14 protein-coding genes are annotated in these 20,860 nt (G+C 64.9%); 1 reads left to right on the forward strand and 13 read right to left on the reverse strand.

Annotation, left to right across the window (positions count from 1 at the left end):
* Positions 1–26: 26 nt before the first annotated feature.
* The 9 genes from der to ndk all read right to left on the reverse strand — a co-directional run bounded on the left by der (position 27) and on the right by ndk (position 9,377).
* A complete protein-coding gene (gene der, locus ACSQ3S_RS24725; RefSeq protein ID WP_176651950.1) occupies positions 27–1,373 on the reverse strand; it encodes a ribosome biogenesis GTPase Der in 1,347 nt (448 codons plus the stop codon).
* 4 nt (positions 1,374–1,377) lie between these two features.
* A complete protein-coding gene (gene bamB, locus ACSQ3S_RS24730; RefSeq protein WP_436144077.1) occupies positions 1,378–2,514 on the reverse strand; it encodes an outer membrane protein assembly factor BamB in 1,137 nt (378 codons plus the stop codon).
* Between the two features lie 50 nt (positions 2,515–2,564).
* On the reverse strand, positions 2,565–3,218 hold the full coding sequence (locus ACSQ3S_RS24735; protein ID WP_176651952.1) for a tetratricopeptide repeat protein: 654 nt from the start codon (positions 3,216–3,218) through the stop codon (positions 2,565–2,567).
* Between the two features lie 54 nt (positions 3,219–3,272).
* Positions 3,273–4,616 (reverse strand): histidine--tRNA ligase, encoded by a 1,344-nt coding sequence (hisS, locus tag ACSQ3S_RS24740; protein WP_353402804.1) that lies wholly within the window; start codon positions 4,614–4,616, stop codon positions 3,273–3,275.
* Positions 4,603–5,871 (reverse strand): flavodoxin-dependent (E)-4-hydroxy-3-methylbut-2-enyl-diphosphate synthase, encoded by a 1,269-nt coding sequence (ispG, locus tag ACSQ3S_RS24745; protein ID WP_176651954.1) that lies wholly within the window; start codon positions 5,869–5,871, stop codon positions 4,603–4,605. The genes hisS and ispG overlap by 14 nt, the downstream gene beginning before the upstream one ends.
* Positions 5,872–5,897: 26 nt before the next feature.
* Positions 5,898–6,884 carry a helix-turn-helix domain-containing protein gene (locus tag ACSQ3S_RS24750; RefSeq protein WP_436144078.1) on the reverse strand — a complete coding sequence of 329 codons (987 nt, stop codon included), beginning with the start codon at positions 6,882–6,884 and terminating at the stop codon, positions 5,898–5,900.
* 13 nt (positions 6,885–6,897) lie between these two features.
* Entirely contained in the window at positions 6,898–7,725 is an 828-nt protein-coding gene (gene pilW / locus ACSQ3S_RS24755; protein ID WP_176651956.1) for a type IV pilus biogenesis/stability protein PilW, read from the reverse strand.
* The gene (gene rlmN, locus ACSQ3S_RS24760; RefSeq protein ID WP_176651957.1) at positions 7,725–8,897 is read right to left on the reverse strand and encodes a 23S rRNA (adenine(2503)-C(2))-methyltransferase RlmN; all 1,173 of its coding nucleotides are present in this window, start codon (positions 8,895–8,897) and stop codon (positions 7,725–7,727) included. Before rlmN ends, pilW begins: the two co-directional genes overlap by 1 nt.
* 72 nt (positions 8,898–8,969) lie before the next feature.
* On the reverse strand, positions 8,970–9,377 hold the full coding sequence (gene ndk, locus ACSQ3S_RS24765) for a nucleoside-diphosphate kinase (protein WP_090314593.1): 408 nt from the start codon (positions 9,375–9,377) through the stop codon (positions 8,970–8,972).
* 270 nt (positions 9,378–9,647) lie between these two features.
* Here ndk and ACSQ3S_RS24770 point away from each other — a divergent pair, with 270 nt between their 5' ends.
* On the forward strand, positions 9,648–10,328 hold the full coding sequence (locus ACSQ3S_RS24770) for a Bax inhibitor-1/YccA family protein (RefSeq protein WP_176651958.1): 681 nt from the start codon (positions 9,648–9,650) through the stop codon (positions 10,326–10,328).
* 145 nt (positions 10,329–10,473) lie between these two features.
* Here ACSQ3S_RS24770 and pbpC read toward each other — a convergent pair whose 3' ends face one another.
* The 4 genes from pbpC to rpoS all read right to left on the reverse strand — a co-directional run bounded on the left by pbpC (position 10,474) and on the right by rpoS (position 20,856).
* Positions 10,474–12,573 carry a penicillin-binding protein 1C gene (gene pbpC / locus ACSQ3S_RS24775; protein ID WP_436144079.1) on the reverse strand — a complete coding sequence of 700 codons (2,100 nt, stop codon included), beginning with the start codon at positions 12,571–12,573 and terminating at the stop codon, positions 10,474–10,476.
* Positions 12,570–18,344, reverse strand: coding sequence for an alpha-2-macroglobulin family protein (locus tag ACSQ3S_RS24780; RefSeq protein WP_436144080.1), 5,775 nt, complete (start codon positions 18,342–18,344; stop codon positions 12,570–12,572). Before ACSQ3S_RS24780 ends, pbpC begins: the two co-directional genes overlap by 4 nt.
* 81 nt (positions 18,345–18,425) lie before the next feature.
* Positions 18,426–19,763 carry a 23S rRNA (uracil(1939)-C(5))-methyltransferase RlmD gene (rlmD, locus tag ACSQ3S_RS24785; protein WP_436144081.1) on the reverse strand — a complete coding sequence of 446 codons (1,338 nt, stop codon included), beginning with the start codon at positions 19,761–19,763 and terminating at the stop codon, positions 18,426–18,428.
* Positions 19,764–19,851: 88 nt separating this feature from the next.
* Positions 19,852–20,856: an RNA polymerase sigma factor RpoS gene (gene rpoS, locus ACSQ3S_RS24790; RefSeq protein ID WP_176651962.1), complete on the reverse strand. Its 1,005-nt coding sequence runs from the start codon at positions 20,854–20,856 to the stop codon at positions 19,852–19,854.
* Between the last annotated feature and the right edge of the window lie 4 nt (positions 20,857–20,860).

Here is a 20,860-nt window from a genome sequence, read left to right on the forward strand (position 1 = left end):
GCAGGGCGCACCAGCAAAAAAACCGCTTATTTCGACTGAGTTTTTGCGAACGGATTCTTACCGGTGCGCAGTTCGATGCGCAACGGCGTGCCGACCAGCTGGAACGTGTCGCGGAAATGCTTTTCCAGGTAGCGTTTGTACGGTTCGCCGACGGCGTCCAACGCATTGCCGTGAATCACGATCACCGGCGGATTCATGCCGCCCTGGTGCGCGTAGCGCAGCTTCGGACGGATCGACCCCTTGCGCCGTGGCTCCTGCTTCTCCACCGCCTCGATCAGCGCGCGCGTCAGCTTGGGCGTCGACAGGTTGCACATGGCGGCGGCGTAGGCCGCGTCAAGCGACTTCATCAGTGGACCGATGCCCTGCGCCTTCAGCGCCGAGATGAAGTGCATCTTGGCGAAGGACAGGAAATCGAGCTTGCGGTCGATGTCGATCTTGATCTCGTCGCGCTCGTCGGTGCGCAGGCCGTCCCACTTGTTGACGGCGATCACCAGCGCGCGGCCCGTCTCCAGCACGAAGCCGGCGATGTGGGCGTCCTGCTCGGAGATGTCCTGCTGCGCGTCGAGCATCAGCACGACGACGTTGGCTTCCGAGATCGACTGCAGGGTCTTCACGACCGAGAACTTCTCGATCGCCTCGAACACCTTGCCGCGGCGGCGGATGCCGGCCGTGTCGATCAGCGTGTATTGCTTGCCCTCGCGCTCGAACGGAATCTCGATCGAGTCGCGGGTGGTGCCCGGCATGTCGAAGGCGATCACGCGCTCTTCGCCCACCAGGGTGTTGATCAGCGTGGACTTGCCGACGTTGGGACGGCCGACCAGCGCGATCTTGATGCCGTGTTCGGTCTTTTCCAGCTCTTCCGGATCTTCCGGCCGCTGGGCGAAGGCCAGGTCCAGCGCCTCCTCCACCAGGTCGGCGACGCCGTCGCCGTGCGCCGACGAGATCGAGTAAGGCTCGCCCAGTCCCAGTTCGTAGAAGTCGGCGACGACGGCGGTGTAGCGCATGCCTTCCGACTTGTTGACGACCAGCATGACCGGACGGCCGCTTTTACGCAGGAAGTCGGTAATGGTTTTATCATGCGGCGTCAGGCCCTGGCGGCCGTCGACCAGGAAGATGACGATGTCAGCCTCGGCCACGGCCTGCTTGGTCTGCAGCGCCATCTGGTGCATGATGCCTTCCTTGGCGACCGGCTCGAAGCCACCCGTGTCGATGACGAGGAAGGGACGTTCGCCGACACGGCCCTCGCCATAGTGACGATCTCGCGTCAACCCAGGCAAGTCCGCCACCAGCGCATCGCGCGAGCGGGTCAGACGATTGAACAAGGTCGATTTCCCTACATTGGGTCGACCCACTAGTGCGATTACCGGCTTCATTTTATTACTCGACCGCGAGAGCGGTCACTGTCCCTGATTGGGTTTGGAAAATCAAATTCGTGCCGGCGATGACGGGGTCCGATTGGATCGGGCTGCCGTCGGTCGCGGCGCGACCTATAAATGCGCCATCTTCCCGCGACAGGAGGTGGACATATCCCTGGAAGTCGCCGACGGCCACGACGCGGCCGTAGGAAACCGGAGTCGACAGGCGGCGGTAGGCCAGCTTGTCGTTCTTCCAGGCGTTGCTGCCGTTTTCACGGCTGTAGGCTGCAACTTCGCCTTTGTCGTCGGAGACGAATACAAAACGCTGGTCCACCGCCACGCCGACGTCGGACGAGGTCGGCTTGCTCCAGTGCGGCGCGCCGGTGGTGGCGTCGAAGCAGGCCACGCGGCCCTGGTACGACACGGCGCAGACATCTTTCTCGAAGATCACCGGGGTGCCGGCGATGTCGGTCACGCGCTCCAGCTCCGTGGCGCCGCGCGGCTCGCCGACCACCACTTCAAAGCGCGGCAGGCCGGTGGCCAGCACCAGCGCCAGCAGCTTGCCGCCCGGCTGGGCCACGTACACGTTGGGGCCGTTGATGACCATGCCCGGCGCGTTGCGCAGGGTCAGGGCCGGCGTGGTGCGGGTGACGTTCCAGCGCTTGGCGCCGGTCTTGGCGTCATACGCGGTGATCAGGTTGTCGACGCTGCGCACCACGACGATGCCGCCGCCGACCACCGGCGACGACAGCACTTCGCTGGTCGCCTGGCCTTTCCACAGCTGCTTGCCGTTGGCGTCGTAGGCGAAGATCACGCCCTTGGCGCCGCCGACCACGACCACCTCGCCGTCGCTGCCCACGCCCGCGGTCAGGTCGGTGCCGGTCTTGACGCGCCATTGCTCCTTGCCGGTGGCCGCGTTCAGGCGCGCCAGGGCGCCGTCGGCGTCGGCCACGTAGATGCTGTCGCCGGCCAGCGCCGGGGTGAAGACGGCCACGCCGGCTTTACCCATCGAATACTTCCAGACGGTCTTGGGCGTCATGCCGCCCTTCAGCTCAACCAGCGCCGCCGGCTGGGTCTTGGTATCTTTGGACGAGAACAAGGAACAACCGGCCAACATCGCAAACAGGCTTGCAGCAATAACTTTTTCGGTAATACGCATTTTTTAACCTTGATCTGGGGAGGCGCCGGTGATTGCCGGCGCCGGAAAAATTACGCTGCGTCCTTGTCGGCCGGCACGGTGCCGCCGATGGCTTCAAGTTTCAGCTGGATCAGCTGACGACCAGGGTTCTTCTTGTCGGTGGCTTCCAGCGCGGCCTGATAGGCGGTGCGGGCTTCGGCCAGCTTGTTCTGCGCGACCAGCACGTCGCCCTTGCGGTCGGCCACGGCGCCGGCAAACTGCGGTGCCACGTCGCCCGACAGCACTTTCAGCGCTTCGTCGTAGGCTTTCTCGTCCAGCAGCAGGCCGGCCAGGCGCACCTTGGCGACGGCCTTGAACTCGTCGCCGCCATGCTCGATGGCCCACTGCAGCTGCGCCTTGGCGGACTTGATGTCGTTGGCGTCGAAGCTGGACTTGGCCGCCACCAGCGCGCTCATCGAGGCGTAGGCGGTGCTGCCGAATTTGGATTCCATGTCGCCGGCGGCGCGCAGCACCTTGACGTTGTCCTTGGCCTCGGCCGCGTTCTGCACTTCGTCGTACAACGCGGACGCTTGCGCGGCCTGGGTGCGCTGGTAGTAGTTCCAGCCGGTGAAGCCGGAATACGCCGCGAGGCCGGCGATCAGCACCCACGAGGTCAGATTGCCGTACTTGTCCCACCACGCTTTGAGGGACGCAATTTGTTCTTGTTCTTCGAGATCGTATGCCATGTTCGTCTGCTAGTTATAGGTTTAAAAAAGTACGGCTTAGTTTGGTGACTTAGCTTAGTGATTGCAGTGCTCGTCGTGCACGTGGTAGTGGTGATCGTCGCCGCTGGTGATCTGGTCGACCAGGAAATCGACCACGTCGTCGAACGGCACCGTCGATTGCTGCTGTTCGCCCTCTTCCGCGCGCATCGCCTTGACGCTGGCGGTGTGGTTGGCCACCTCGTCGTCGCCGATGATGACGGCGAAGGCGGCGCCGCTGCCGTCGGCCTTCTTCATCTGCGTCTTGAAACTGCCCGGACCGTTGGCGGTCGAGGCGTGCATGATGACGTCCAGGCCGGCGTCGCGGATGCGCTCGCCCAGCACGAAGGCCTGCAGCTGCGCCGCCTCGCCCTGGTGCACCAGGTAGACGTCGCACTGGCCCGGCTGCTCAGGCTCGCCGGCTTCCTTCATCAATTCAATCAGACGCTCGATGCCCATGGCGAAACCGACGGCCGGCGTCGGCTTGCCGCCGAAGGTCTGGATCAGCGGATCGTAGCGGCCGCCGGCACACACGGTGCCCTGGGCGCCCAGCAGGTCGGTGACCCACTCGAACACGGTGCGGTTGTAGTAGTCCAGGCCGCGCACCAGGCGGGTGTTGATGGTGTACGGGATGTTGTTGTGGTCGAGGATCTTGCGCACGCCGTTGAAGTGGGCCAGCGATTCCTCGCCCAGGTAGTCCAGCAGCTTGGGCGCGTTGTTGACCATCTCCTGCATGGCAGGGTTCTTGGTGTCCAGGATGCGCAGCGGATTGCTGTGCAGGCGGCGCTTGGCTTCGGCGTCCAGCAGCTCCTCGTGCTTTTCCAGGTAGGCGATCAGGTCGACGCGGTGGCGCGCGCGCTCTTCGGCGTCGCCGATCGAGTTCAGCTCAAGGCGGATGTTTTCCAGGCCCAGGTCATCCCACAGGCGGCGGCACATCATGATCATTTCCGCGTCCACGTCCGGGCCGTTGAAGCCGACGGCCTCGCAACCGAACTGGAAGAACTGGCGATAGCGGCCGCGCTGCGGACGCTCGTGACGGAACATCGGGCCCGTGTACCACAGGCGCTTCGGACCTTCGTAGACCAGGTTATGCTCGATCACCGCGCGCACCACGCCGGCCGTGCCTTCAGGGCGCAAGGTCAGCTGGTCGCCGTTCATCGAATCGGTGAACGAGTACATCTCCTTTTCCACGATGTCGGTGACGGCGCCGATGGCGCGCGCGAACAGCGCGGTGTTTTCCACGATGGGCGTGCGGATATGCTGGAAGCCGTAGCTCTGCACCACCGATTGCGCGGTGTTCTGAAACAGTTCCCACAGGTGCGCATCCTGCGGCAGGATGTCGTTCATGCCTTTGACGGCGGTGATTTTTTCAGTTTTGGACATATTCTTGGCTGTAATTCTTCTTCACGTAATTCAGTACGATTTCCTGGAATTCCTCAACGATGCGCTCACCGCGCAAGGTGGCGAATTTGGCGCCGTCGACGAACACCGGCGCGGCCGGCGATTCGCCGGTGCCCGGCAGGCTGATGCCGATGTTGGCGTGCTTCGATTCGCCCGGGCCGTTGACGATGCAGCCCATCACGGCCACGTTCATCGCCTCCACGCCCGGATAGGTCTTTTTCCACTCCGGCATCTGGTCGCGCAGATAGGTCTGGATGTTGTCGGCCAGTTCCTGGAAGGTGGTCGAGGTGGTGCGGCCGCAGCCAGGGCACGCGATCACCATCGGGGTGAATTTGCGCAGGCCCATGGTCTGCAGGATCTCCTGGCCCACCACGACTTCCTTGGTGCGGTCGCCGCCCGGCTCCGGCGTCAGCGAGATGCGGATGGTGTCGCCGATGCCCTCTTGCAGCAGCACCGACAGCGCGGCCGTCGACGCGACGATGCCCTTGCTGCCCATGCCCGCCTCGGTCAGGCCCAGGTGTAGCGGATAGTCGCAGCGCTTGGCCAGTTCGCGGTACACGGCGATCAAATCCTGCACGCCCGAGACCTTGCACGACAGAATGATCTTGTCGCGGCCCAGACCCAGTTCCTCGGCGCGCACGGCGTTCTCGATCGCCGAGGTGATCAGCGCCTCGTACATCACCGCCTGCGCCGACCACGGCTCGGCGCGGCCGGCGTTTTCGTCCATGATGCGCGCCAGCAGCGCCTGGTCCAGGCTGCCCCAGTTGACGCCGATGCGCACCGGCTTGTCGTAGCGCGCGGCCACTTCGATCATCTGCGCAAACTGCGTGTCGCGCTTGGCGCCCTTGCCGACGTTGCCCGGGTTGATGCGGTACTTCGACAGCGCCTTCGCGCACTCCGGATAATCGTTGAGCAGCGTATGGCCGTTGTAGTGGAAATCGCCGACCAGCGGCACGTCGATGTCCATCTTGTCCAGCTGCTCGCGGATGTAGGGCACCGCTTCAGCCGCTTCCGGACGGTCCACCGTCAGGCGCACCAGCTCCGAACCGGCACGCGCCAGCTCCTTGATCTGGATCGCGGTTTCGATCACGTTGGCGGTGTCGGTATTGGTCATCGACTGCACCACCACGGGCGCGTCGCCACCGACCCAGATCTTGCGCTGGCCGTGCGAAACCAGCACGCTGCGGCTGGCGCGGCGATTCGATGGTCCCGAAGGAATAGCTGTTTGTGAAGACATGATCTTTTACTCGGCTTGTGCTTAACTTATTTAATGTTCACGCGCGAAATCGTACCGCCGGCGACCGGTGGCAACGCCAGCGGCACGCCGCCCAGCGTGGCTTTCACGCCGCCCGGCTTGCCGACGATCAGCAGCGCCGGATCCTTGATGTCGAAGGTCTCGGTGTTGCCGGCCTTCACCAGCCGCGAAATCAGCGGCGTCGTACCCGGGCGGCGGATCTCCACCCACGAATCTTCCGTTACTTCCAGCACCAGCTGGCTGCCGGCTGCGGCCGGCACTGCCGCCGGTGGCGACACTTGCGCGACCGGTGCCGCTGGCGCCGCGGTTGCAGGCGTCGTGGTGGCCGGCGTTGCAGCGGCACCCGCCGCCGCCGCATCGGCCGGCGCGTTGCCGCCTGGCGGCGGCACCGAAATCAGCGGCACGCTAGGCGATTGCAGCGGTGCGGTTGCCGCGCCCGGCGCGGCGGTGGTCGTTTCGATCGGCGCGATCGCCGGTTCGGCAGGCTTGACCGCCTCGGTCGTGGCGCTGGCCGGCGCTTCCGAGCGCTGGAACAGCGTCGCCGGGATCATGCCGCTCTGGTAGGCATACACGCCGGCGGCGGCCACGGCCACCACCACGGCCACACCGATCAGCCAGCCGGCCGGACCGGACGAACGCTGCGTCATCGACGGGAAGCGCGATTCGGAGAACGTCGCGGCGATTTCCTTGCGCGGCGGCGCAGCCTCATGGCTGGTCGGCGACACCACTTCGATCATCGCCACCAGCGGGGTGGCGTCTATCTTGACGACCTTGGCGTAGGCGCGCACGAAGCCGCGCACCACGGCCATATTCGGCAGCGCGGCGTAGTCGCCCGCTTCCAGTGCCTTGACCTGGCGCGGCGCCAGTTTCAGTTGATCGGCAATCTGTTCCACCGTCCAACCCATCGCTTCGCGCTGGGCCGCCAGTTGTGCTCCGGGCGTGGCCAGGCTGCTGCTGCCCTGGTCTTTTGGCGATTCTGCCCACTCTGAATTCATTGGTATCCCTGTTTCACTCATCAAACGCCCCACGTTGATAAGCAGCATACTCGGCCGAGCCGGGGTGGTGGCGGCGCAACTGCGTCGCCCAACCAGCTTCCGCGCTCGTGTCGCCAAGCTTATGCTGCACCTTAATCGCGAGCCACAGCACGTCGGCCGTCAGGCTCTCCATCTTTGCCACCTTGTTCAGGCGGGTCACGAAGAAATTGGCGCGCACATAATCGCGCTTTTCAAAATAGACCCGCGCCAGATTGGCGTTGGTGGCCGGCAGGTCGGGCGTCAACTGCAAGGCTTGCAGCAGATAACGCTCCGCGCTGGCGTAATCCTTGATCTTCAATGCGCAGGAACCGGCGTTGTTCGCGGCGCTGGCCGGCGAACGATAGCTGCGGTTGCTCAGGGCCGCATCAAACAGCGGCAGCGCCTCGGCCACCCGGCCGAGCTGGCACAGGAACGAGCCGTAATTATTGGCCAGGTCGGGATTCCCCGGCACCAGCTTGCGGGCGCGCACGAAGTTGTCCTCGGCCAGCCCGTTCTCGCCCATCTGCTGGTAAATCAGGCCGCGCATGCCGTAGGCGTCGGCGTAGTTCGGATCGGCCGCCAGCGCCAGCTTGACCTCGTCCAGCGCGAACGCATACTGGCGCTGCTCGAAGTAGCCGATCGCCAGCTGCATGCGGATCTCGACCTTGCGCTGAGCGCTGGTCTGGTCCGACACCGTGGTCAGCTCGGCCTGACCACTCTTGCCGCGCTCCGGGCCCGACGAGGCGCAGCCGGCCAGCGTCCCGGCCGCGATCGTCAGGATCGTGGCGAGAGTGAGCCGGCTACGCTGCGCCAGGAGGGTCATCAGGAACGGATCTCCACGATCTTGCCGAAATTGGCGCCGAACTTCTGCTGGTACTCGGCCATTTTCTCCATCCGCTGGGCCACCTTGGTGCGGTCCTGCACTTCGCCGGCCAGCTGGCCGCAGGCGGCGTCGATATCGTCGCCGCGCGTCTTGCGGATGGTGGTGACCAGGCCGCCGTCGACCAGGATCTGGGCGAAGGCCTTGATGCGGGGATTCTTGGAGCGCAGCAGGCCCGACTCCGGGAACGGGTTGAACGGAATCAGGTTGAACTTGCAGTTGACGCCGAACTCGCGGTCCTGCACCAGGGCCAGCAGTTCCCGGGCGTTCTCGTCGGAATCGTTGACGCCGTCGAGCATGCAGTACTCGAAGGTGATGAAGTCGCGCGGCGCAAATTCCAGGTAGCGCTTGCAGGCGGCCATCAGCTCCTTGAGCGGATACTTCTTGTTCAGCGGGATCAGGCTGTCGCGCAGCTTGTCGTTCGACGCGTGCAGCGAGACGGCCAGCGCCACCGGCACTTCCTGCGACAGCTTGTCCATCATCGGCACCACGCCGGAAGTCGACAAGGTGACGCGGCGGCGCGACAGGCCGTAGGCGTTATCGTCGAGCATCAGCTTCAGCGCGGTGGCGGTCGGCTCGAAGTTCAGCAGCGGCTCGCCCATGCCCATCATGACCACGTTGGTGATCTGGCGTTCGCCCTTCGGGCCCGGCTCGATGCCCTTGGTGCGGCGCAGTTCGAACTCCGCCATCCACAGCTGGCCGATGATCTCGCCGACGGTCAGGTTGCGCGAGAAGCCTTGCTTGCCGGTCGAGCAGAAGCGGCAGTTGACGGCGCAGCCGGCCTGGGTCGAGATGCACAGCGTGCCGCGGTTCTCTTCCGGGATGAACACGGTTTCCACCGCGTTGCCGTTGCCGACGTCGACCAGCCATTTGCGCGTGCCGTCGGTGGACGTGTGATCGCTGATGATGGCCGGCGCCGTGACGTGGGCGCGGGTTTTCAGTTTGTCGCGCAGCGACTTGGCCAGATCGGTCATGCTGTCGAAGTCCGACGCACCGAATTGGTGGATCCAGCGTTGCAGTTGCTTGGCGCGGAACGGCTTCTCTCCCAACTCGGCGCAGTAAGCGATAAGTTGCGCGGGATCGAAGTCCAGCAAGTTGGTCAGAGGTGCGTTCATAGTGGTATTCAAAACAGTACTAATCATTTTTCCGTTTCCGCACCGCGGCGCGGAAACGGATCTTACTAAAAATTACTTACCGAAGAAGTAAGCGATTTCAACTGCGGCGGCTTCGACAGCGTCGGAACCGTGGACAGCGTTGGCGTCGATCGAATCGGCGAAGTCAGCACGGATGGTGCCTTTTTCTGCCTTCTTAGGATCGGTGGCGCCCATCAGTTCGCGGTTTTTCAGAACTGCGTTTTCGCCTTCCAGAGCCTGGATCATGACTGGGCCGGAGACCATGAAGTCCACCAGGTCCTTGAAGAAACCGCGCTCTTTGTGCGCAGCGTAGAAACCTTCAGCCTCTTCACGCGACAGCTGCTTCATTTGAGCAGCAACGATCTTCAGGCCAGCGCCTTCGAAGCGGCTGTAGATTTGGCCGATAACGTTTTTTGCAACTGCGTCTGGTTTGATGATCGACAGGGTGCGTTCGATTGCCATTTAAAAAACTCCAATAAAAAGAAAGGTTTAAAACAAAATTGATAACTCAATCAACCTTTGATTTTACCATAGAACACCCCATATACCGAGAAACGGGAGTAGATAAGCTTGCAAGAGCGGCCATATTTGCCCCTTTTTCGGGCGAAAATATGGCCTGGGACGGTTTTAAGCCAGTATTAAGTGCATTTTCGGGGCATTTTTGCGCATTTTTACCCCGCCGTGCTATGCTTTTGGCAAGCGGTATTCGAATCACTATGAAGGAGGTTCCATATGAACAACATGCAAAATACCTACGACCTGGCGGGAAGCCGCCGGTCGGTCCAGCACAACGTGCTGCGCAATACCTACTGGCTGCTGGCCCTGTCCATGGTGCCGACCGTATTCGGCGCGGTGCTGGGCGTGTCGCTGCACCTGCCGCTGGGCGGCGGGCTGATGGCGCTGCTGTTCCTGGGCATCGCCTTCGGCTTCATCTGGGGCATCGAAAAGAACAAGGATTCCGGCCTGGGCGTGGCCCTGCTGCTGGGCTTCACCTTCTTCATGGGCCTGATGCTGACGCCTATGCTGTCGCGCATTCTCGGTTATTCCAACGGCGGATTCCTGATCATGACCGCGTTTGGCGGCACGGCGTCGGTGTTCGCGGTGCTGGCGACGATCGCCACGGTGTCCAAGCGCGACTTCTCCGGCATGGCCAACTGGCTGTTCGCGGGCGTGGTGGTGATCCTGCTGGCGTCGATCGCCAACATCTTCCTGGGCATCCCGGCGCTGGCGATCGTGATCTCGGTGGTGGCGATCGCGATCTTCTCGGCCTACATCCTGTATGACGTGCAGCAGATCATCAACGGCGGCGAGACCAACTACATCCGCGCCACGCTGAACATCTACCTGGACGTGTACAACATCTTCGTCAACCTGCTGTCGCTGCTGGGCATCTTCGGCGGCAACCGCGACTGAGCGAAAACAGTCCTCCCCTCGAAGCCGGCCCAGCGCCGGCTTTTTTTATTTCAACCCGGGGTCAGATCCGACAATTGGACACGAGCTCTGCCGTAGCGACCGCTACGGCAGAGCTCGTGTCCAATTGTCGGATCTGACCCCGGATCTAGCGGACGTGGAAGCGGGTGGTGGCGACGACTTGGGCGTTGGCGTCGATCAGGGCCAACTGGTGCTGGCCCGCGACCGGGCGCCAGGCGTAGTCGGCGCCGGCCTGGCCGAGATCGGCGCCGTCCAGGCGCCAGTGGAGTCCCCTGCCCGCCTGCGCCTGGAAAAAGACGCGCTGGATGGCGTCCGGGATGTCGGGATCGATGGCGATGATGCTGGCGTCTCCTGGATACAGTATCTTCGGCGCGCGCTGCGTGTCCTGCACCACGGCGATGAGCGGGCTTTCGGTGCCGGCGATGAACCACTCGCCGCGCGCGGCCTCCAGCATCGGCTGGTAGACGATCTGCTGGCGCACCACGCCGGCCGGCGCTTTTGGCGCGCGGCTGGGCTGCTGGCGGTGCAGGTAGTCCATCACGTCGCGCCACACCGGCGCGGCGCCGCTGACGCCGGAAACGTCCCACATCGACTGGCCGTCGAAATTGCCGACCCAGACGCCAACCGTGTAGCGCTCCGAATAACCGAGGCACCAGTTGTCGCGCATGTCCTTGCTGGTGCCGGTCTTGACGGCGCTCCAGAACGTCGTGGCCAGTTCGTTTTTCAGGCCGAACGTCAGGCTGCGCGCGGCGCGGTCGGACAGGATGTCGCCGACGATGAAACTGGCCCTGGCGTCGAGCACGCGGCGCGGCGCCACGGCAGCCTGCGGCGCCAGGCTCAGCGGGCCGTACATGCCGCCGTTGGCCAGGGTCCGGTAGGCGTTGCTCAACTCCAGCAGCGACACTTCCGCCGAACCCAGGGCCAGCGAGTAGCCGTAGTAGTCGGCCGATTCCGTCAGGCTGCTCAAGCCCACGTCGTGCAGCCGCTCGTAGAAGCGGTCCATGCCCGTCATTACCAACGTGCGCACCGCCGGCACGTTGAGCGAACTGGCCAGGCTGGTGCGCACGCTAACGTAGCCCTTGAAGTCCTTGTCGTAGTTCTGCGGGATGTACAGGCCGGACGGCGTGGAAATATCGATCGCAGTGTCGTCCATCACCGAGGCCGCCGTGATCAGCTTGCGCTCCAGCGCCAGCTCGTAGAGGAAGGGCTTGAGCGTCGACCCGGCCTGGCGCAGCGCGGCCACACCGTCTACCTCGCCACCGCCGGCGTTGCCGACATAGGCCAGGATCTCGCCGCTGGCGTTATCCAGCACCACCACCGCGCCGTCGTTGACATTGCGCGCCCGTAGCGACATCAACTGCTGGCGCAAGGCGGTCTGCGTAAAGCGCTGCAGATCGCCGTCGAGCGTGCTGCGCACGGCCTTGCCGGCGCTGGTCAGCAGCTGCTGCGCCACTTGCGGCGCCGGCGGCGCCTCGGCCGCCAACAGCGGGCGCCCCATCGCGATGATGGTCCGCAGCTCGATATCGCTGCAGGTGGAAGGCGCCCGCAACTCCCTGGCCAGCGCGCACGCCCGCTGCGACACCACCTTGGGCGCCGCGCCCGGCCCGCGCAGCAGGCTGGCCAGGATCATCGATTCGCTCAAGTTCAATCCGGACGGCGCCTTGCCGAACAAGCCGCGCGCCGCCGCGCCGACGCCTTGCAGCTCGCCGCGGAACGACACCAGGTTCAGATACGCTTCCATGATCTGCGGCTTGGTCCATGTCGCATCAAGCTGGCGCGCGGCCTGGATCTGGTCCCACTTCTGTCCCCAGCTGCGGCCCTTGGCCGACGGCTGCAAGCGCGGATCGAGCTGAGCGGCCAGCTGCATGGTGATGGTCGAGGCGCCGCGCGGACGGCTGCGGAACAAGTTATCCCAGGCCGCCTTGCCGGCGGCGCTCCAGTCCACGCCGTCATGCTGGTAGAAGCGCTGGTCCTCGGCCTGCAGCACGGCGGCCGGCAGGCTGGGCGAGATGTCGGCCAGCGCCACCCACGGCAGGCGGCGCACCTTCATGTCGATGCGCAGCGACTGGATCGGCTCTCCACGGCGGTCCAGCAGCTCCGCCTCCGACGAGCGCCAGGCGGCGCGCACCTGCTCGGCTGTCGGCACGACGATTGTGGCGGCGTTGACGGCGCCGGCTGCATGCACAGCGCCGGCCAGCGCCAGCAAGGTTGCCAGGATCGGTTTCATTTGACGTTGAACGGTGCGTTCGGGGATTCGCCGAACATCTCCGGACTATACATCGCTTCGACGCGCGTGGCGGGCAAATTGAACTGTCCGGCGTTGTTCAACCGCACAGTGTATTCCACGCCCCATTTCCCTTTCGGGACGAACTGGTAGAACGCATGGAAGCCCTCGAACGTACGCTCTTCGAACACCGGCCACGCCCAGCCGCTACGCTTTTCTCCGCTGCTGAGCAGCTGCGAGTCGCGTCCCAGGCCGGAACCCAGCACCGTGGCGCTGGCCGGGATCGGATCGTCGACCACCACCCAGGTCATGTCGGCCTGCGCTTCCAGGTCCAGGCGCACGCGATAGACGTCGCCACGCGACCATACGCCCGCCACCTTCTGCTCCACCGGCGTAACGGTCCTGGCGATCTTGTAGCCGCTCGATACCGCCGCTTTCAGCGGCAGCGCGGCCTGCGTCTGCACCGTCACCCACGGCTTGCCGGTGCCGGCGTGATGGAGTTCCAGCCCGGCGCCGCCGCGGGGCCAGGGCAGCATGACGCTGCCGCCGTTGGTGTCACCGCCGAACGCGACGCTCTTGCTGGCATTCGCCAAGGTCGCGCTGCCGGTGCCGGTGACCTTCTCGTTTTCGAATTTGCGCGAGAATTTATCGATGGCCAGCGTGCCCCAGGCATTGGCGACCGTGGTGCCCCAGCGGCCCTTGCGCTGGCGTTCCAAGGCGCCGCGCGCCAGCCGGCCCATGTCTTCCTGCCACGCCGGATTGTCCAGCATCGCCAGCAGCAGCTTGTTGGCGTTGCTGTCGGCGGACGCCATCAACCACCACCAGTCATCGGTACGTTCGGTCGAAAAGCCCAACGTCGTGCCTTGCAGGTTCAGGCGCGAACGCAGGATCTGTTCCGCCTGCGCCATGCGCTGCGCGTGCATCAACAGCTTCGGCGAGCGTTTCAGAATCAGATACCAGTCGATGACGGCCGACGTCGGCCATAGATTGGGTTCGATGCTGAACGATTGCAGCTCTTCCGGCTGGATGCCGTGGGTGCGCGACAGCGCCTCCAGCGCGGCGATCTTGCGGATGGCCAGGTCCGCGGTCGGCAGTGACGAGTAGCGCGTGACCTTGCCCTGCACGAAGGCCAGCAGGCCGGATTCCATGCGCCCCTTCAGTTCAGCCGGTATGCTGTAGCCGGCCTCCTGTGAGGCGGACAGCACATAAGCCGTCAGAGTGTCGTCGCCCTGCTGCATGGTGGCGAAGTATTTGACCAGGCCATCGGCGTCCAGATGCGCGGGCAGGCTGTCCACCGCAGACTGCCACAACGCCGGGTCGTGCAGCGCGATGGCGCGCGAGCTGACCTGTTCGAAGCAGCGGTACGGATAGGCGCTCATGTAGTCGCGCACACCGGGCAGGTCGCTGCCGAGTTTGGGGCTGAACTGCACCTGCACGCCGCCGCGTCCCGGCAACGCGTCGTCCGGCAGGCGGACCTGCATGGTCTGCTTGCGGTCCAGCTGCAGCAGCGTCGCCTGCGTGATGCGCACCGGCACGGCGGCCACCACTTTCTGCTTGACCTTCAAGCGGTCGCGCGACGCCGGTCCGGCCACCGTGCCATCGCCGACGATCGCCGCACCGACGTCCCACGCCAGCGTGGCCGCGCCGACCGGCACCTGATACTCCCAGCCGATATCCTGCGCCTGCCCCGCCTCCAGCGCGACCTGCTGCGGCGCCAATGTCTTGCCGCCGACGGCAGCGCTCAGCGCCACCTTGACGGCGCCTGCGGTCGTATTCCGCAGCGTGAAGCCGGCGCGGAAGCGGTCGCCCTCGCGCACCAGCGACGGCAGCCCGGAAAGCAGCATCAGGTCCTGCGAGCTGCGCACCTCGGCGCGGCCGGTGCCGAACAAATCCGTCTCCGCACTGGCGATAGCGACGATGCGGAACGCCGTCAGCGAGTCGTTGATGGGCACCTGCACCGTCGCCTCGCCATTGGCGTCCAGCGTCACGCGCGCCTTCCAGAACAGCAAAGTATCGAACAGCTCCCGTCCTCCACCCTTGCCCCCGCCACCGCCGTGCGGCACCGCCTTGCGGCCGAAGTGGCGCTTGCCGACCACCTGCATCTGCGCGGTCGACGTCTGCACCTGCAGGCTGCGCTGCTGCATCATCGCTTCGAGCAGGTTCCAGCTGTCGTTCGGCATCAGCTCCAGCAGACCAACATCGACCGCGGCCAGCGCCACCTCGGCGCCGGCGGGTGGCGCAGAGCCGTCCGCGCGCGTGACCTTGACCGCCACGGTGGCTTTGTCGCGCACGTTGTAGACCGGTTTGTCCGCCTTGACCTGCACCTTCAATTCATTGGCCGACCAGCCCACGCGCAGCGCCGCGATACCCAGCTTGTACGCAGGCTTGCCCAGATCGACCAGCGCCGTCGGCTTCACGCTGGCCACGCGGCCGCGCACCACCAGCGCCGACACATACACATTGGGCGCGTAACCGCCCTTGACCGGAATCGTGAACACCGGCGCGCTGCCCGACAGCGGCCGCACGTAGGTGTCGATGATGCCTTCGCGCTCCACGGTGATCAGCGCGGTCGCCTCGCGGAACGGCATGCGCACCTGGAAGCTGGCGGTCTCGCCAGGCTCGTAGCGTTTTTTCTCCGGCAGCAGGTCGATACGGTCGTTGTCGGTGGCGCTGAACCACCAGTCGGCGCCGTCGGCCACCCAGGTCTCGCGATTGGTCATCGTCACACGCTGCTGTTCATCCTGCGTTTTCGCGCGCAGGATCAGGTTGCCCGACGCGGGCGCCTTGACCTGGCAGATCAGCAGGCCCTTGTTGTCGGTCTTGCCTTCGCAGGCCGCGCCCAGCGCCTTGACTTCGCTGTTGTTTTCGTAGGCGTAGAAGCCGCCGATCAGGCGGCGCCGGTGCGAGTAGGATTGCCGCTGGAAGAAGTCGACCGACACCGGCGCGTCGGCCACCGGCTTGCCTTGCAGGTCCAGCACCACGACCTGGAACTTGAGCGCGTCCTTGCTCAGCACCCAGCCGTCCGGCTGGATACCGATCACATAGCTCGACGGCCACAGCGGAATGCGGGTGGAGACGGACAACGTTTCGCCGTTGGCATCCTGATAGGACATCTCGGCCGTCAAATCATGCGGCGTTTGCACGGCCGGCAGCTGGTCCAGTGCGACACGCGCGCCGCCGGCCTTGTCCAGCGTGAGATTGCGGGTCTTGATGGCGGCCGGGCCGCTTGCCGCGCCGCCATCCGCTTCTCCTCCCTCGAACACGCCTTCGTCCTCATCGAAGGCGCCGTTGCTGCGCTCGACGCCGACCTTGACGTCGCCGGTGCTGAAGCTGAAGTCCGCGTAGTCTTCGAAGCTGACCGCCTTGTCCTGCACCACCGTGCGCAATTGCACCGGCGCGCCGCCGGCCCCGCCACCTGACAGATAGCTGAGCTGCACGTCCAGGTCCACCGCCGGCGCCTGGATGGCCGGTGTCTTCGGCCCCTGCAGCACGGCCTTCATGGTCGGCACGCGGAACTGCTCGACGCGGAAGCGGCCCGCCGTGCGGCCTCCCAGCATGACCGTGTACCAGCCCTGCTTGGCGTCCGCCGGAATGATCCACTGGTTTTCCGCGCTGCCGTTCGCGCTCCAGCTGATCGGCAGTTCGTATTTCTGCTCGCTGCCCTCATGCATGACGAAGATGCTGCCCGGCTGCGCCTTGCGCTCGTCCGCCGTCAGCTGTTTGGCGCGCCAGTTGCGCTGGTCCTTGCGCGGCGTGTCGGCGGCGCCGACCAGCGCGATGCCCTGCTCCACATGGCGGCGCAGGAAGTGCTTCATGTGCACCGTCTCGCCGGCGCGCAGCAAGGTGCGGTCGAACACCGTGGCGGCGATGACGTTGTCGGCGCTGCTGTCTTCGGTCGGCAGGTTGTAGCGCCAGCTTTCGATGCCGCGCGTCCAATAGGACAATGTGAAGGTCATGTCGGCGCCGCTGCGCGCGCTGATGAAATAGCCGCTGCTTCGTTCGCAACGGGACTCCGCCAGCTCCTGCTTGATGTCGGCCACGCCGATGGCGTTGGTGGTGCCCTGCCACAGCTGCTTGCCGTGGCAGTCGCGCACCGATACCTGCGCTTGCGGCACAGGCTTGCCCTTGTCCAGCGACGTGACCCACACCAGCGACGATTGCGCGCCCTGCTTGAAGTGCGCCACCATGTTCGTCACCAGCGCCGCCGTGCTGACGTAGGCGGTGGACGGCTTGTCGTTCAGCGCCGCGCCCAGTTTGGGGCTGGCCAGTTCGACCACGTAGAAGCCCGGCTTGCGCAGCGGGATGCCGACCACTTCGAACGCCTGCCGCCCGCCCGGCTTGGGCATGGTGAAGCGTTCGATGGCGCCGGGTGGCGCCTTCTTGCTGTCGCCCAGCAGCGGCTTGTACAGCGCGTCGCCAGACAACTCCACCGGTCCCCAGCCGTAGCCGGACATGCGCTGCAGCCAGTCGAAGATCTGCTTGTCCTGCTGCTCCGGCAGGACAGCGGCGTCGTTGACGCGCAGCGCGGCGCCATCGACGCGCGCCGTGCGGCCGGCCAGGCTGGCCTCCACGTTGCGCACCGTGACCGGCAGCAAACGGTCGCCCTTCGCTTCAATGATGCCGAAGCGTGCCGGGAACTTGACCAGCGGCGGCTGCACGTCCGTCTGCACCGACATCGGGAAGCGCGCCTGATTCAGCAAGGGCCGGTTGGCGTCGTCCTTGAGGCCGGCCGGCACGGACAGCGTCAGTTTGGCCTTCTCCGGGAACGGCCCGTTGATGGTGACCCAGCTGACGTATTCCGCCTTGAGCTCTTCCTTGTCAACGGCGGCCTTGAAGACCTTGCCGCCCGGGCCGGTCAGCCTGACGGCCAGCGCATCGGCCATGCGCACCGGCGCCGAGAAGTCCACGCGCACGGGCAGGAAGGGAATGCAGCCGCCGTCCTGCTTCAATCTGTCGCAACTGAAGCGGGCGGTGAACTCCGGCCGCGTCTTGTAGGTCCAGGTCTGGTCCTTGTCGGTGACGATACCGCTGTCGGCGGCGATGCCGGCGCCCCAGACCAGCGACACCTCGGCCTCCGCCGGCAGGTTGCGCTTGCACTGCAAAACCACCAGCGGCAGCTTTTCCATGCGCTTGTCACGCACCGTCGCCGTGGCCCGCCACACCACGCCGCGCGCCTTGAAGTACAGCGACAGGTAGCGGTCGGTGAACTCCTTGCGCTGGTCGAGTATGCGCTGGCGCTCGGCGCCGCCGAGTATGCGCACGCCGATCTTTTCATTGATGCCTTCGGCGCGGCACCAGGCGTGGGCTGCCACGCTGTCATCGGTGGCCGGCGCGTCGAGGCCGAGGATGAAGATCTGTTGCTCGTCGATATTGCCGGCGCCTTCGCGCGGCAGCGAGCTGACGATGGCCGGGCCGCCGGTGTTGAAGGAGAACCGGCGCTCGCCTTCCAGCGGCTTGCCCGCCAGGTCCTTGAGATCGTCCTTCAGCGTGAAGCGGCAGGCCACGCCGGCCGGCAGGTCGCGCTCGAAATCGTAACTCCAGTTTTTGCCGTCTATCCAGCGGCCCTTGCCCTGTTCGGGGCAATCCACCTTGAACGGATCGCCGAGGCGCATGTCGCCCAACGGGACCATCTGGCCGCTGAAGCGCGCGGTCGCCTGCCGCACGCCTTTGACGACGCCGGACGGAGAAAACGAGATAACGGAAGTCTGGGCCAGGACGGCCAGTGGCATGCTGCAAAAAGCAGCCATGCCGATGAGGCGAAACAGGAGGCGCATGCCAACTCCGGACGCTGATTATGGGATCAGCCCAGTGTTGCGTACGCCTCCGACAAAGTCAATAACATTACAAAAAAAACATCAGGTCAGATCAAATACCGCCATCGATTCCACGTGCGAAGTGTGCGGGAACATGTTGACCACGCCGGCCTTGTTCAGCACATAGCCGGCGTTGACCAGGATGCCGGCGTCGCGCGCCAGCGTCGACGGGCTGCACGACACGTAGACGATGCGCTTGGGCAGCAGGTCGGCACGGGTCTGGCTCAGTTCCACCAGCGCGTCGCTCAGCGCCATGGCGCCGTCGCGTGGCGGATCGACCAGCATGCGGTCGAACTTGCCCAGCTCGATCAGGTGCTCGGCCGTCACCTCGAACAGGTTGCGGGTGTAGAAGGTGGTCTTGTCCGACAGGCCGTTGGCCCTGGCGTTGTCCAGCGCGCGCTCGGTCAGCGAGGTCGCGCCTTCGATGCCGACCACCTCGCGCGCCTGCGTCGCCAGCGGCAGCGTGAAGTTGCCCAGGCCGCAGAACAGGTCGGCCACGCGGTCTTCCGGCTGCACTTCCAGCAGGCGCAGCGCCTTCACCACCAGCACGCGGTTGATGTAGTGGTTGACCTGCGTGAAGTCGACCGGCTTGAACGGCATCTTGATGCCGAATTCCGGCAGCAGGTAGTGCAGCTCCTGGTCCAGCGGATAGTAAGGCGCCGCCGTTTCCGGACCCTTGGTCTGCAGCCAGAACTGGATCTTGTGCTGGTCGGCGAAGGCTTTCAGCTTGACGTCGTCGTCGCCGGCCAGCGGCGCCATGATGCGCAGCACCAGCGCGGTGACGCCCTCGCCGATGGCCACTTCGATCTGCGGGATCTGGTTGAACAGGGTCAGCGAACCGATCAGCGCGCGCAGCGGCAGCAGCAGGTCCGACACGTGTTTCGGCAGGATCTGGCAGCTCTGGATGTCTGCCACGAAGATCGATTTCTTTTCCTTGAAACCGACCAGCACCGCGTCCTTCTTGGCCACGTGGCGCACCGACAGGCGCGCGCGGTAGCGGTAGCCCCAGGTCGGGCCGTACATCGGGCGCATCACCGTCTGCGGACGGACCTTGCCGATGTGCTGCAGGTTATCTTCCAGCACGCGCTGCTTGATCGCCACCTGCGCGGTCGGCTCCAGATGCTGCATCGAGCAGCCGCCGCACATCTCGAAATGCACGCACTTCGGCTGCACGCGCATCGGCGATTCGTGGTGCAGCGCATCCATGCGCGCCATTTCCCAGTTTTTCTTCTTCTTGAACGAGGTGAAGCTGACTGTCTCGCCCGGCAACGCGCCTTCGACAAACACGACCTTGCCTTGCGAGCCGTCTTCATTTTCCATATGGCCGACGCCGCGGGCGTCCATGTCGAGCGATTTGATGAAGAGTTTATTTTCTTGCATAACGTTCAATATTGAATTGGGAATGGCTGGCGCAGGCGCTCGTGCGCCGGGCCGCGCAGGGCCGTAATGATAGCAGAATGGGAAGGGCTTAAAGCAGGGAATCGCGCACCACGCCGCGCGCGGCCATGGCCCGTTTCAGCTTGACCAGCGCTTCCTGCTGGATCTGCCGCACCCGCTCGCGGGTCACGCCCATTTCCTCGGCCAGCGTTTCCAGCGTGGCCGGATCGTCGTTGTCGAGGCCGAAGCGGCGCATGATGACGATGCGCTGCTTGTCCGGCAGCTTGGTCAGCCAGTCGCGCACCAGCACCGTCATCTCGTGGTGCTCGGCGCGGGCGTCGGGGCTGTCGTCGCTGTCGCCGGGCAGCATGTCCATCAGCGACGATTGCGGATCGTTGTCCAGCGGCGCATCCAGCGAGGTGGCGTGCTCGGACAGCGCCAGGATGTCCTGCACCTCCTCCACCGGGCGGCCGACCAGCTCGGCGATGTCCTCGGCGGTGGCGTCTTTGCCGTTGTGGTGCTGGGCTTCGAGATGGTATTTGCCGCGCAGGATCTGGTTCAGCTCGCGCACCATGTGCACCGGCAGGCGCACCGTGCGGGCCTGGTTCATGATGGCGCGCTCGATCGACTGGCGTATCCACCAGGTAGCGTAGGTCGAGAAGCGGAAGCCGCGCTCCGGCTCGAACTTGTCGATCGCGCGCATCAGGCCGATGTTGCCCTCTTCGATCATGTCGAGCAGCACCACGCCGCGGTTGATGTAGTGCTTGGCGATGGAGACGACCAGCCGCAGGTTGTGCTCGATCATGGTCTGGCGGGCGCTGAAGTCGCCGGCCTTGGCCAGCGTGGCGTAGTGCACCTCCTGCTGCGCCGTCAACAGCGGCCGGGTGCCGATCTGGTTCAGGTAGTGCTGGGTGGTGTCGGTCGACAGCTCGGCCGCCAGCACCTTTTTCAGTTCGTCGACACTTTCGAGGACCGCGCCCGCTTCGGGGACCGTCTCGCCGTCCGCACTATCGATGGCGACATCATCGCTCGCCTCATCCTGGAAATCTTCCGGGGCTGAGTCGTCATCCATCGGGTCGTGCGGCGTATGTGTCATGGCT

The sequence above is a fragment of the Duganella sp. LjRoot269 genome, from assembly GCF_964254095.1.
GTDB classification, from domain to species: Bacteria; Pseudomonadota; Gammaproteobacteria; order Burkholderiales; family Burkholderiaceae_D; genus Rugamonas; species Rugamonas hordei.

Excerpts from the sequence above, each read along its gene's own strand:
- der (WP_176651950.1), bottom strand. The coding sequence starts at position 1,373 with ATGAAGCCGGTAATCGCACTAGTGGGTCGACCCAATGTAGGGAAATCG.
- bamB (WP_436144077.1), bottom strand. The coding sequence starts at position 2,514 with ATGCGTATTACCGAAAAAGTTATTGCTGCAAGCCTGTTTGCGATGTTG.
- ACSQ3S_RS24735 (WP_176651952.1), bottom strand. The coding sequence starts at position 3,218 with ATGGCATACGATCTCGAAGAACAAGAACAAATTGCGTCCCTCAAAGCG.
- hisS (WP_353402804.1), bottom strand. The coding sequence starts at position 4,616 with ATGTCCAAAACTGAAAAAATCACCGCCGTCAAAGGCATGAACGACATC.
- ispG (WP_176651954.1), bottom strand. The coding sequence starts at position 5,871 with ATGTCTTCACAAACAGCTATTCCTTCGGGACCATCGAATCGCCGCGCC.
- ACSQ3S_RS24750 (WP_436144078.1), bottom strand. The coding sequence starts at position 6,884 with ATGAATTCAGAGTGGGCAGAATCGCCAAAAGACCAGGGCAGCAGCAGC.
- pilW (WP_176651956.1), bottom strand. The coding sequence starts at position 7,725 with ATGACCCTCCTGGCGCAGCGTAGCCGGCTCACTCTCGCCACGATCCTG.
- rlmN (WP_176651957.1), bottom strand. The coding sequence starts at position 8,897 with ATGAACGCACCTCTGACCAACTTGCTGGACTTCGATCCCGCGCAACTT.
- ndk (WP_090314593.1), bottom strand. The coding sequence starts at position 9,377 with ATGGCAATCGAACGCACCCTGTCGATCATCAAACCAGACGCAGTTGCA.
- ACSQ3S_RS24770 (WP_176651958.1), top strand. The coding sequence starts at position 9,648 with ATGAACAACATGCAAAATACCTACGACCTGGCGGGAAGCCGCCGGTCG.
- pbpC (WP_436144079.1), bottom strand. The coding sequence starts at position 12,573 with ATGAAACCGATCCTGGCAACCTTGCTGGCGCTGGCCGGCGCTGTGCAT.
- ACSQ3S_RS24780 (WP_436144080.1), bottom strand. The coding sequence starts at position 18,344 with ATGCGCCTCCTGTTTCGCCTCATCGGCATGGCTGCTTTTTGCAGCATG.
- rlmD (WP_436144081.1), bottom strand. The coding sequence starts at position 19,763 with ATGCAAGAAAATAAACTCTTCATCAAATCGCTCGACATGGACGCCCGC.
- rpoS (WP_176651962.1), bottom strand. The coding sequence starts at position 20,856 with ATGACACATACGCCGCACGACCCGATGGATGACGACTCAGCCCCGGAA.